This is a genomic window from Streptomyces sp. NPDC001027, assembly GCF_040299045.1.
Lineage (GTDB): Bacteria > Actinomycetota > Actinomycetes > Streptomycetales > Streptomycetaceae > Streptomyces.
The window spans coordinates 1-11,184 of the sequence record NZ_JBEPBI010000246.1; the positions used below are offsets into that span (position 1 = coordinate 1).

General features: G+C 73.3%; 12 protein-coding genes and 1 riboswitch. Of the genes, 7 read left to right on the forward strand and 5 right to left on the reverse strand.

Annotated elements, in window-relative coordinates:
* Positions 1-322, forward strand: a 322-nt coding sequence (locus ABT300_RS36255; protein ID WP_351685174.1) for a histidine phosphatase family protein, incomplete at its 5' end; no start/stop codon positions are given.
* 44 nt (positions 323-366) lie between these two features.
* Here ABT300_RS36255 and ABT300_RS36260 read toward each other — a convergent pair.
* The 3 genes from ABT300_RS36260 to ligA all read right to left on the reverse strand — a co-directional run bounded on the left by ABT300_RS36260 (position 367) and on the right by ligA (position 3,877).
* Entirely contained in the window at positions 367-1,125 is a 759-nt protein-coding gene (locus ABT300_RS36260; RefSeq protein ID WP_351685177.1) for a CbtA family protein, read from the reverse strand.
* 20 nt (positions 1,126-1,145) lie between these two features.
* Positions 1,146-1,367, reverse strand: coding sequence for a CbtB domain-containing protein (locus tag ABT300_RS36265; RefSeq protein WP_057576756.1), 222 nt, complete (start codon positions 1,365-1,367; stop codon positions 1,146-1,148).
* Positions 1,368-1,397: 30 nt separating this feature from the next.
* A riboswitch (cobalamin riboswitch) is annotated at positions 1,398-1,558 on the reverse strand.
* A gap of 159 nt (positions 1,559-1,717) precedes the next feature.
* Positions 1,718-3,877, reverse strand: a complete 2,160-nt coding sequence (ligA, locus tag ABT300_RS36270; RefSeq protein ID WP_351685181.1) for an NAD-dependent DNA ligase LigA — start codon at positions 3,875-3,877, stop codon at positions 1,718-1,720.
* 262 nt (positions 3,878-4,139) lie between these two features.
* On the opposite strand from ligA, the gene ABT300_RS36275 reads away from it, so the two are divergent.
* Positions 4,140-5,468 carry a PP2C family protein-serine/threonine phosphatase gene (locus tag ABT300_RS36275; protein ID WP_351685183.1) on the forward strand — a complete coding sequence of 443 codons (1,329 nt, stop codon included), beginning with the start codon at positions 4,140-4,142 and terminating at the stop codon, positions 5,466-5,468.
* Positions 5,469-5,514: 46 nt separating this feature from the next.
* Here the strand turns inward: ABT300_RS36275 and ABT300_RS36280 are convergent, their stop codons facing one another.
* The gene (locus ABT300_RS36280) at positions 5,515-5,952 is read right to left on the reverse strand and encodes an ATP-binding protein (protein WP_351685186.1); all 438 of its coding nucleotides are present in this window, start codon (positions 5,950-5,952) and stop codon (positions 5,515-5,517) included.
* A gap of 310 nt (positions 5,953-6,262) precedes the next feature.
* Between ABT300_RS36280 and ABT300_RS36285 the strand changes: the two genes are divergently transcribed.
* From ABT300_RS36285 to ABT300_RS36300, 4 genes are all read left to right on the forward strand, one after another.
* Positions 6,263-7,138, forward strand: coding sequence for a Sco1979 family transcriptional regulator (locus ABT300_RS36285; RefSeq protein WP_351685189.1), 876 nt, complete (start codon positions 6,263-6,265; stop codon positions 7,136-7,138).
* The gene (locus ABT300_RS36290) at positions 7,135-7,407 is read left to right on the forward strand and encodes a DUF397 domain-containing protein (protein WP_351685192.1); all 273 of its coding nucleotides are present in this window, start codon (positions 7,135-7,137) and stop codon (positions 7,405-7,407) included. Before ABT300_RS36285 ends, ABT300_RS36290 begins: the two co-directional genes overlap by 4 nt.
* An 85-nt stretch (positions 7,408-7,492) precedes the next feature.
* Positions 7,493-8,299: an SAM-dependent methyltransferase gene (locus ABT300_RS36295; protein ID WP_351685195.1), complete on the forward strand. Its 807-nt coding sequence runs from the start codon at positions 7,493-7,495 to the stop codon at positions 8,297-8,299.
* A 43-nt stretch (positions 8,300-8,342) separates the two neighbouring features.
* Positions 8,343-9,401, forward strand: coding sequence for a phosphotransferase enzyme family protein (locus ABT300_RS36300; RefSeq protein ID WP_351685198.1), 1,059 nt, complete (start codon positions 8,343-8,345; stop codon positions 9,399-9,401).
* Between the two features lie 27 nt (positions 9,402-9,428).
* Here ABT300_RS36300 and ABT300_RS36305 read toward each other — a convergent pair whose 3' ends face one another.
* A complete protein-coding gene (locus tag ABT300_RS36305; protein WP_351685201.1) occupies positions 9,429-9,974 on the reverse strand; it encodes an AAA family ATPase in 546 nt (181 codons plus the stop codon).
* A gap of 215 nt (positions 9,975-10,189) precedes the next feature.
* Between ABT300_RS36305 and ABT300_RS36310 the strand changes: the two genes are divergently transcribed.
* Positions 10,190-11,005, forward strand: coding sequence for an SAM-dependent methyltransferase (locus tag ABT300_RS36310; RefSeq protein ID WP_351685203.1), 816 nt, complete (start codon positions 10,190-10,192; stop codon positions 11,003-11,005).
* Positions 11,006-11,184 lie beyond the last annotated feature (179 nt).

An 11,184-nucleotide genomic window follows, 5' to 3' on the forward strand; every position in this document is an offset into this window, starting at 1 on the left:
CGAGGTCGGCGCCGCCGAACCGGAGGCGGTGGCCCGCTGGCTCGGCGATCCCGAGTCGGCCCCCCACGGCGGGGAGTCCGTGCGGGATCTGTGCGCACGGGTGGCCGGTTGGCTGGAGACGGCCGCGGACGGCGAGGGACGCGTCCTGGCCGTCGTGGAGCCGGAGGTCGTACGGGCCGCGGCGGTGCAGGTGCTGGGGGCGCCCGCGACGGCGTTCTGGCGGCTGGACGTGCCGCCGCTGACGGCGACCTCCGTCAGCGGGCGCGGCGGCCGCTGGAACCTGCGGCTGGGGCTCCCGCTGGATCGGGCGGAGACGGCCTGAGGTCGCGTCCGCCCGATCGTCGGTCTCCGGGACGGAGCCCGCGGCTACCGCGAGGCGGTCACCGCCGTCCCCGCGGGGATCGCGGCGGGCTTCGGGTTCAGCAGCCGTTCGGCCAGTTCCCCGAAGACGAGGCCGAAGCCCGCCCACATCGTGATCTGCAGGGCGAGCGAGGAGAGCCGGAACCGCCACAGCAGGGCCGCCGGGAAGTCCGTCGGCACCTCGTTGACGGAGGGCAGGAACGCGTAGGCCAGCCCGATCACGACGGTGAAGCCGAGGACGGCGACGACCGTGGCGTACCAGGCGCCCAGTCGCGGTGCGAGCCGCCTGCCGGCGATCACGGCGGCGACCGCGAGGAGCACGCCGAGCACCATCATCAGGAAGTACAGGGTGGTCCGCTTGGCGATGGTGTCGTGGTCACCGACCGCGGGCGGATTGGCCGGGTACTTGAGGAACGGGACGACGTACACGGTGAGCAGGGCCGCCCCCGAGAGCAGGAGCGCCGTGGCCCGGGGGGTGAAGCGGCCGACGCGGCCCAGCGCGAAGCAGTAGGCGAGGGCGGCGATGCCCCCGAGGGCCACCCCGTACACCAGGACGCCGGTGGCGAGGCCCGCGGTGGACTGGAGGCTGCGGGAGACGAGTTCGACCTCGTGCTCGTGCGCGGGGGCGTGGGACTCCTCGAAGCCGATCGCGCTGTCGACGTTCGGCTCGCCGAGGAAGTAGGCGACGACCAGGGCGAGCACGCCGGCCGCGAGGCCGGCGAGCATGCCGCGGACGAGCAGGTTTCTTACCGTTGCGGAGTTCATCGAGTGTGCGGCGTCCCTCGTCAGTGGCAGGGGAAGCCGAGAAGGTGGCGTGCGTCGTGCACCCACTCGTGGACTCCCTCGCCGGAGACGACGGAGGTGGCGCCCTGTTCGGCGCCGACGAAGTACAGCAGGACCAGCATCAGGACGCCGAAGAAGACGGCCCAGGGGGCGATGTCCTTCAGCGGCAACTTGGCGGGGACCACAGGGGTGGTGGGGGTCGGCTGGGCGACATGCTGCGCCATGGCAGGGCCTCCTCTGGGAGTTCGCGTCCCATCTCGGTGGTGCACAGGACGACGGCTCCGGGTCTGACTCTCGATGCGCTCCCGAGGAGGAGCCCACCGTTCACAGTGGCGCGACCGTGCCGGATTTCCACCGGCTTCCGTGCTGACGTCGTCGATATCAGAGCGACGGTACCGCGTGTCGCGCGCCTGGCCAATACCGCACCACCTGGCGTGACGTCGCTCTCCGCGACCAAGTGGCGCGGATCACCGCCCTGATCGGGCGCCGATCGGCGCTGATCGCCGGCCGGGTCGGGTGCTGATCGCCGGGCCGACCGGCGCCGGGCGGCGGCGGACGGCTGCCGGGACGACCGTCACACCGACGACGGGGCGCCGGCGTCCGGGGTGAGGAGGCCTGCGACCAGGGCGGCGAACTCGTCCGGGGCGGCGAGGCGGACGCCGAGGGCCTCGGCCTTGGCGCGCTTTGATCCGGCGCCCTCCCCGGCCACCACGAGAGAGGTCTTCCCGGAGACGCTGGAGGAGGAGCGGCCGCCGGCCCGTTCGATGAGCTCGTTCATCTGATTGCGGCTCAGCTTCTCCAGGGCTCCGGTCATCGCGCCGGTGACGACCACGGTCATCCCGGCCAGCGGACGGCCCGCCTCGTCGGCGCCCTCCGCACCCTCCGCGCCGTCGCCTCCGCCCTCGCCTCCGCCCTCGTCCGCGCCCTCGGTCGTCCGGGGCGCCGGCGGGGTGGCGCCCGGCTCGGTCATGTTCACCCCGGCCGCGACGAGTTTGTCGATGAGCGGGGCCAGTTCGGCGAGTTCGGCGACGATCGAGGGGGCCTTCTCGGCGCCGATGCCCTCGACCTGCCGGATCGCGTCGGCGTCGGCGGCGCGGAGACAGTCCATGGTGGCGAAGTGCCGGGCGATGCGCCGCGACATCGAACGGCCGGTGCCGCGGACGCCGAGCGCGCAGAGCACACGCGACAGCGGCTGCGCCCTCGCGGCGGCGAGCGCGGCCAGCAGGTTGTCGGTGCTGGTCTCCCCCATCCGCTCCAGGCCCAGCAGCTGCTCACGGGTGAGCGTGAACAGGTCGGCGAGGTCTCCGACGAGTCGGGCGTCGACCAGCTGGACGACCCGGGTGCGGCCGAGGCCCTCGATGTCGAGCTGGTCGCGCCCGGCGGCGTAGGACAGGGAGGCGACGAGATGGCAGTCGCGGCCGTTCTCGCAGCGCCAGCGCTGCTCGCTGGCGTCGATGCCCGAGCCGCACCGCGGACACGTCTCGGGGAAGGGGATGGGCTGTTCCTCGCCGGTGCGCAGATGGGCTACGGGCGCCTCGATGCGCGGGATGACGTCACCGGCCCGGTGGACCATGACCCGGTCGCCGAGGCGCAGGTCGCGGCGGGTGATGTCGGCGGGGTTGTGCAGGGTGGCGTAGGTGATGGTGGAGCCCTCGATCTCCACCGGCTCCAGGACGGCGCGCGGCGCGATGACGCCGGTGCGGCCCACGTTCCACTCCACCGCCAGCAGCCGGGTGATCTTCTCCACGGCCCGCAGCTTGAAGGCGATCGCCCAGCGCGGGGCCCGCGAGCCGGATCCGGCGGCCGCCTGGTCGGCCGCCAGATCGGCCTTGACGACGATCCCGTCGATCCCGAACGGCAGCGTCGCGCGCAGTGCGGCCGTCTCCTCGACCCGGGTCAGGACCTCCTCGACGGTGGTCGCGGTGACCCCGGGCACGGCGGTGGCGGCCGTGGTGTTCACGCCCAGCGCGGCGGCCTCGGTCATGAGGTCGCTGTGCGCGCTCTCCCGCAGACGCTCGGCGAACGCCGGGTCGCTGTCGGCGAGGGGCAGCAGGCCGTAGCCGAAGAACGTCATCGGGACGGTGTAGGCGCGTTCCCTGGCGCGCAGGGTGCCCGCGGCGGCGTTGCGGGGGTTGGCGAACGGCGCTCCGCCGTGCGCGGTGCGCACTTCGTTGGCGTGCTCGAACTGGGCGTTCGTCATCAGGACTTCGCCGCGCACCTCCACCGTGACCGGCTGCGCCAGCTCGGTCGGCAGGCCCTCCACGGCGCCGATCGCGTGCGACACGTCCTCCCCGGCCGTCCCGTCGCCCCGGGTGACGAGCTGCGTGAGCCGGCCCTGCCGGTAGCGGGCCGCGATGGCCAGGCCGTCGAGCTTGGGCTCCACGCTGAACCGGGTGACCTCGCGGCCGATGCGTCTGGCCAGCGAGACGGTCCAGGCCGTGAACTCGTCGGGCGAGAACACGTTGTCCAGGCTCAGCATCGCCGCCGTGTGCGGGACGTCGCCCACCACGGCCCCGCCGGCGACCTTCCCCGTCGGGGAGTCGGCCCGCGTCTGCTCCGGGTGCTCGGCCTCCCAGGCCGCGATGGACCGCACCAGACGGTCGTAGTCGTCGTCGTCCAGGCCCGACGTGCCGGCGGAGTAGTACGCCGCCGACGCCTTCACCGCGTCCTCGACCGCCTGCGCGTAGGCGGCGGCGTCCCCGATCACTGCACCACGTGTTGTCATGCCGGTCATCCTGCCCGCCACCACTGACAACGCCCTGGAGCGCCGCCGGCGAAGCCGCCCCGGGCGGCTCGGACCGGTTGCCCGCGGTACGTCGTCATGGTGGCGGCGATCTTCACAACTGGCTTTTGGATCAGTTGATTTGACGCGTCATCATATAGTGAGCGAGGGTGCGCGGCGGCTCCCCCGGACCCCGTCGCGCGGCCGGAATCCCCACTGGAAAGGCACGACCCTGCGGAACGAACCGCGCAGCGCCACTCCCGACCCGTCCGCCGTGCTGCCCTCTCCCCGCCGGTCGGCGTTCTCACCCGCCGCCGACGTCATCGGCACGGAACTCGACCTGCGGTTGACCGCCGACCATCTCGTGCACGCGCTGACCCCCGGGTTCTGCGACGCGGCCTCCGTGTACCTGCTGGAGCGCTGGCGTCTCGAGGAGAACGCCCGCCTGCGCACGGACGCGCCCCGCGTCGAGGTGCGCCGGACGGCGCTGCGCGTCGGGCCCGGCGCGCTGGCGGACTGGGAGGCCGCGCTGCCGGTCGGCGAGATGGTCGCCCACTCCCGCCGGACGCCCTATGCCCGGGCCCTCGCCGACGGGCGGGCGCGGCTGCTCGACGCGGTGGATCCGCACACGTCCGGGCGGCTCGTCGGTCCGGGCGACGACGACGCGCGCGCCGGCGACCTGCTGCGCGTGACGTCGTTCCTGGTGCTCCCGCTGCGGCTCCGGGACCAACCGATCGGCTTCGTCAACTGCACGCGAGGACCGGGACGGCCGCCGTTCTGCACGGCGGACGTGACCGCCGCGGAGGCGCTGGCCGCGCGGACCGCCGTCGCCCTGGACAACGCGCGCCGGTACGAGCGTGAGCGGCGCACCGCGCTCGCCATCCGCAACAGCCTGCCGTCCGGCGCCGCCGAGGAGTTCGGAGGCTGCCGCGCCGTCCACGGCTGTCTGCCGGCCGGGCACGGCAACCTCGTCGGCGGCGACTGGTCCGATGTGCTGAGGCGGCCCGGCGGCCGGGTCAGTCTGATCGTCGGGGACGCGATGGGACACGGTCCCGAGTCGGCCGTCGCGATGATCCAACTCCGCACCGCCGCGCGGACGCTGGCGGCACTGGACATATCCGCGGCCGACCTCGTCGGCCGGCTCGACGCCCTCGCCGGGGACTCGCCGGGCGTCTCCTTCGCCACCTGCATCTACGCGGAGTGGGACGCCCGGCGGCACACCTGCACCCTGGTGGGGGCGGGCCACCCTCCCCCGCTGCTGCGCGGTCCGCGGGGCCGGACGGCTCCCGTCGCGCTGGCCGGGGCGGGGCTGCCCCTCGGACTGGGCGCGGGCAGTTACGAGGAGACCGTGCTGAGCGTGCCCGAGCCCGCCCTGCTGGTCCTCTACAGCGACGGCCTGGTCGAGACCCGCGACGCCGACATCGACCACGAGATCACCCGCCTCGCGCGCACCGTGGACGCGGCGGCCGTCGAACCCGTGGAAGGCGACGCGCGGGACGCGCTGCCGTCCCTGTGCCGACGGCTCCTGCACGCGGCGTCCGGCACGGCCGGAGCCGACGACCGCACCCTGCTGCTCGCCGAGCTGACGCCGGCGGGCCGCTGACGCCGGGCCGCCGCCGGGAGCGCCCGCGCCCGCCCGTGAGGGGCGCTCAGTCAGCCAGATTCGCCCACACCGCGTTGCCGCCGGTGAGCCGTGACCGGTCCACGCCCCAGGACTGGGAGAGCTGCTCCACGAGGAGCAGGCCGCGGCCGCCCTCGTCGTCGGGGCCGGGTTCGCAGCGCGGCAGGCCGCGGCCCGTACGGTCGTGGTCGTGCACCTCCAGGCGCAGGCATCCCTCGGCGACCAGGCCGACCCCGCACAGGAACCGGGCGCCGAGCGTGTGCCGCACGGCGTTGGTGGCCAGTTCCGAGACCAGCAGGACGGCGTCCGCGCACAGCTCGCCCGGCAGCCGCCACGCGGTCAGCCACGCCGTCATGGAGCGGCGGGCGATCGACACGCTGGAGCGGTGCGCCGGGAGTTCGAGCCAGTGGGTCCGGTCCGGGCTCCAAGTGTCTAAGAACTGGGGGGAGGTCGCGTGGGGGGACACGGTGGTCGCCTTCCGTGGGGGACGGGAGCAGCCGGAGGCCGGGGAAGGTGAGCAAGAGACCCGGAGGGAGGGGGTGTTCCGGAGGGGCCCTGCGCCGGTGAACTGCCGAATGGTCCAACTCGCGTGCGGATGACGGAGCTTGACGGGAGAACGCTCGAGTTCGGCGGCGCGGTTCACACAAGTAACTATGCTCGCAATGAAGTTCAAGCTGCAACCGACTGCCTGATAATTTCAGCAAGCCGATATCCGTCTGGCCGCTACGGCGTGCCGCAGCCGGACTCTCGGCGGTGTCTTCCCCCAGGAGGTGGGCGTGAGCGAAGGCCGTTCCGGCGCGGGCAGCCCCAGTGCGCCCACCGTGCTGCGCATGATCCTCGGCCGACGTCTGCAGGAGCGACGCCGGAACGCGGGCGTCTCGCTGGAGGACGCGGCCCGGGCGCTCCGGGTCAAGCCGCTGACCGTACGACGCCTGGAGAAGGCGGAGGTCGGACTGCGGCCGCTCTACGTGGAGATCCTGCTGGAGACGTACGGAGCCGGCCGGCGGGAGATCGAGGAGTTCATCGCTCTCGCCGAGCGGGCCAACGAGCCGGGCTGGTGGCACCCGTACCGCGACGTGCTGCCGAGCTGGTTCAGCGCCTACGTCAGCCTGGAGACCGCGGCCCGGACCCTGCGCGCCTACGAGCCGCACTACGTCACCGGGCTGCTGCAGACCCCGCGTTACGCACGCGCGGTCCTGAGCGGCGGATTCCCGAACGACCGGGACGACGACCTGCGGCGCCGCGTCGACCTGCGGCTGCGCCGCCAGAGCCTGCTGGAGAGACCCGACGCGCCCACGCTGTGGGTGGTGCTGGAGGAGGCCGTGCTGCACCGGGTGGTGGGCGGCGCCGAGGTGATGCGGGAGCAGATCGACCGGCTGCTGGAGGTGTGGGAACTGCAGCATGTCAGCGTGGACGTCGTGCCGTTCGCAGCCGGCGCCCACGTCGGCGCGTGCGCCCCGTTCACCTATTTCCGGTTCGAGGAGCCGGAGCTGCCCGACGTCGTCTACACCGAGATCCTGTCCGGCGCCGTCTACCTGGACCAGCGCTCCGACGTCGCGGCCCATCTGGAGGCGCACAACCGCATGTCCCTGCTGACCTCGGACAACGACAGCAGGGCGCTCCTGAACCGGATGCGCAAGGAGTACTCATGACCGGCGCCCAGGGCATCGACGGCCGTGCCCCCCACCACGTCTACAACGGCATGCCCGCCGCCGACCTCGGCGAGCACGGCTGGGAGTCCCCGTGGAGCGGCCCCAACGGCGGCCAGTGCGTGCAGACGAAGCAACTGGCCGACGGGCGTGTGGCGATGCGGCAGTCGACCGATCCCGCCGGCCCCGCGCTGATCTACACCCCCGAGGAGATCGCCGCGTTCGTCGCGGGCGTCAAACGGGGTCTCGCCGACCATCTCACGGCGGGCTGAGAGCCGGACTCGGACGGCGCAGCACGTCCGCCCCATCGGCGCGATCCGCCGGACACCCCCCACGCACACCATCGAAAGGCACAGGATGACCACCTCGAACGCCCCGCGGGACATCGACACCAGCAGGCCGCACTCCGCCCGGATGTACGACTACTACCTCGGCGGCAAGGACCACTTCGACGTGGACGAGCAGGCCGCGGAGACCGTGGCGTCGGTCTACCCGGGCATCTTCGTGTGCGCCCGGGAGAACCGCGCGTTCATGCACCGGGCGACCCGGGTCCTGGCGCGCGAGCACGGCATCCGCCAGTGGCTGGACATCGGCACCGGCATCCCGACCGAACCCAACCTGCACCAGGTCGCCCAGTCGGTGGTCCCCGACGCACGCGTCGTCTACGCCGACAACGACCCGCTCGTGCTGAAGTACGCGGAGCGGCTGATGCGCAGCACGCCCCAGGGCCGCACGGCCTACGTCCACGGTGACGTGAACGACCCCGGCGCGCTGCTCGACGCGCCCGCCCTGGCCGACGTGCTGGACCTGGACCGGCCGGTGGCCCTGTCCCTCAACGCGCTCATGCACTTCGTCACGGACGAGCAGGACCCGTACGGCATCGTGGGACGGCTGCTGGACGCCCTGCCGTCGGGCAGCGCGCTCGCGCTCAGTCACTGCACGCCCGACTTCGATCCGGTCGTCTGGCAGAAGGTCACCGACATCTACACGGCCGCGGGCACGCCGGTGCGGTTCCGTTCGCAGCCGGACGTCGCCCGCTTCTTCGACGGGCTCGACCTCCTCGACCCCGGCATCGCGGTCGGCCACCGCTGGCGTCCGGACGGCGCCGTCGAGGCCACGGACGCCACCGTCAGCCTCTGGACGGGCGTCGGCATCAAGCCGTGACCGGCCGCCGCGCCGGCACACCGACTGTTGACGGGAGTTGCACATGCACGACACGGGCGACCTGGGCGACGTCGTCGCGGAGGCGTACGCGCTGGGCCCCGGCGACTGGGGCATGGAACCGGTCGCCCGTGGCGCGCTCGGACAGATCTGGAAGCTGACGCGCAGTCACGCGCCGAACGGCCCGTCGGACGACTCGGCGGACGGGCCGTCGGGCGGGCCGGCGTGGGCGGTGAAGGAGCTGCTCTTCGACGGTGACGAAGAGCAGGTGCTACGGGAGTCCGCGCTGCGCGACGCCGCGGAAAGGCTGGGCATCGCCTCTCCGCGGCTCTTCGCCGACCGCGCCGGCGCCTGCCTCACACGGCTCGGCGGCTCGCCCGACGGGCCCTGCGTGAAGCTGTACGAGTGGGTCGAGGGAGCCCGGGCGGACTCCCGCGATCCGGAGATCCTCAGCTGGTGCGGCCGGACGCTCGCCGCCCTGCACCGGGCGGGCGCGCAGGAGACCGGGACGCCCGATCCCTGGTACGAGCGGTGTCCTTCGCCCGCCGAGTGGGCGACGCTTCACGCGCGGGTGCGACGGGCCGACGTGCCGTGGGCCGACGCCCTGGGCCGCTTCGTCGCCTCGTCGGCCGGGGAGCTCGCCCGGCACGTCACCGCGTCCGTCGCCGACGGCGTTCCGTGCGCCGGGGAGGAGGTGGTGACGTCCCATCTCGACGTGCAGCCCCAGAACGTGCTGGTGGGGCCGCACGGGCCGGTTCTCCTCGACTGGGACAACGCCGGGCCGACGTCGGCGGGTCGCGAGCTCGCGCAGGCCGTGTTCGTCTGGTCCGGCGGGAACGGCTTCCACGCCGATTCCGCCCGCCGGCTGGTGCGCGCGTACCGGGAGGCCGGTGGCCGCCCCGTGCTCAGGGGCCTGGACTCGTTCTCGATGCTCTTCGCGACGGCCCTGAACTACGTCCGCGTGCAGGCCGAGTGCGCGATCGATCCGACGGTGACGCCGGCGCAACGGGAGTTCGCGAGCGGTCAGGTCGTCGCCTCGCTGCGGGATCTGCCGGATCCGACCGCCGTCGCACGGCTGGCGGAGTGCCTGGAGCAGTCGTGGTGACGGCGGCCGACGGGCCCGGGGCCGAGGTCAGCGGTCCGTCGGCGGCAGGCGGTCCAGGCCGGTGTCCCGCAGCACGCGCCCGACGGTGTCGGCGAGGGCGCTGTCCGCGCCGATGACGGTCTCGGCCCCGCCCGGCAGCAGATCCAGGGGGCGGTACCAGTCGCGCAGGTCCGCCTCGCCCACGTCGTGCGCGATCGGCTTGGCGGCGTGGCGCACCAGGGTCTCGGCGAACGGCACGTCGAGGTAGTAGGCGTGGGTGGGGCCGCGGTGGTCGGCGCGCAGCCGGGCGAGCATCGCGCCGTAGTGGTCGGCGTACAGGAGTCCCTCGAGGACGACGTGGTAGCCGGCGTCCAGGGCGTAGCGGGCGACGGCGTCGATCAGCCCGATGTTCGCCGCCCCCGGCCGGTCGCGCTCGCGCAGCACCTCCCGGCGCAGGTTGTCCTGCGCCACGAGCGCCAGACCGCGGCCGAACCGGTCCCGCAGGGACGCCGCCACCGTCGACTTGCCCGAGGCGCTGTTGCCGCGCAGCACGATCAGCCGGGTCTGCCGGGTGCCTGCCCTCACGGCGGCCACGATACCGGTCCGAAGGCCCCGGTGGTCCGGTCGTCGGCCCGCGGGCCCGCCCAGGCGCCGACACGCCCGGGAGTACTTTTCCGCCACACCGGGCAATTGTGCCGATAGACCACCGGAACCGACCGAAAATGTGAACTGGTGTCCGTAACATGGTCGTTGGGACGTAAGTTGTGGCTCGACCTGCTCACGCCACGGCTGAAAGACGGACGCCCCTCATGACCGACCATGTCACCACGCCCGGACCGGCGGCCCCTCAGAAGATCGACACGACGGTGCCGCACTCGGCCCGCATCTGGAACTACTGGCTGGGCGGGAAGGACAACTACCCCGTCGACGAGCAGGCCGGCGACGCGTACACCGCCGTCTTCCCCGGCATCGTCACCATCGCCCGCAGTAGCCGTGCCTTCCTGCGCCGCAACATCACGTTCCTCGTCGCCGAGGCCGGCATTCGCCAGTTCCTCGACGTGGGGACCGGCCTGCCGACCGCCGAGAACACCCACGAGGTCGCCCAGCGCCTGGCCCCCGAGACACGGATCGTGTACGTCGACAACGACCCGCTGGTCCTCGCCCACGCCCGCGCCCTGCTCACGTCCACCCCGCAGGGCGCGACCGCCTACGTCGACGCCAACGTGCTGGACCCCGAGCGCATCCTGGCGGCCGCCGCCGACACCCTGGACTTCACCCGTCCCACGGCGCTCATCCTCAGCAACATCCTGGGCCATGTCGCCGACTACGACGAGGCGCGCTCCGTCGTCACCCGGCTGATGGCCGCGCTGCCCTCGGGGAGCTACCTGTCCGTCAACGACGGTTCGCGGGGCGTGGACCCGGTCTTCGAGCAGGCCCAGGACGCCTACAACGAGAGCGGCGCGGTCCCGTACAACCTGCGCACCATCGAGGAGATCACGGCGTACTTCGACGGTCTGGAACTGCTGGAGCCCGGAGTCGTCTCGGTCCCGCTGTGGCGTCCGGAGGCCGCATCCCCGGCCCCGGCCGTGATCGGCGAGCACGGCGGCCTCGCCCGCAAGCCGTAACCGCCGACCGAACGTCAGCCGCCGGGACGGAACAGCCGCCGCCACCGCCGCGACAGCCCGTCAGGGGCCTCGCGGCGGAGGCGGCGTGCCGTCGCCCCCTCCCCCGGCGGTGCGCGTCACGGACGCGCCCCCGCGGGCTTCACAGCAGCCGGCGGATGTCGCCGCGGACCCGGTAGAAG

What these genes read in the sequence shown, in the direction of transcription:
- ABT300_RS36260 (WP_351685177.1), bottom strand. Translation starts at nt 1,125, where the DNA reads ATGAACTCCGCAACGGTAAGAAACCTGCTCGTCCGCGGCATGCTCGCC.
- ABT300_RS36265 (WP_057576756.1), bottom strand. Translation starts at nt 1,367, where the DNA reads ATGGCGCAGCATGTCGCCCAGCCGACCCCCACCACCCCTGTGGTCCCC.
- ligA (WP_351685181.1), bottom strand. Translation starts at nt 3,877, where the DNA reads ATGACCGGCATGACAACACGTGGTGCAGTGATCGGGGACGCCGCCGCC.
- ABT300_RS36290 (WP_351685192.1), top strand. Translation starts at nt 7,135, where the DNA reads ATGACCGGCGCCCAGGGCATCGACGGCCGTGCCCCCCACCACGTCTAC.
- ABT300_RS36295 (WP_351685195.1), top strand. Translation starts at nt 7,493, where the DNA reads ATGACCACCTCGAACGCCCCGCGGGACATCGACACCAGCAGGCCGCAC.
- ABT300_RS36300 (WP_351685198.1), top strand. Translation starts at nt 8,343, where the DNA reads ATGCACGACACGGGCGACCTGGGCGACGTCGTCGCGGAGGCGTACGCG.
- ABT300_RS36310 (WP_351685203.1), top strand. Translation starts at nt 10,190, where the DNA reads ATGACCGACCATGTCACCACGCCCGGACCGGCGGCCCCTCAGAAGATC.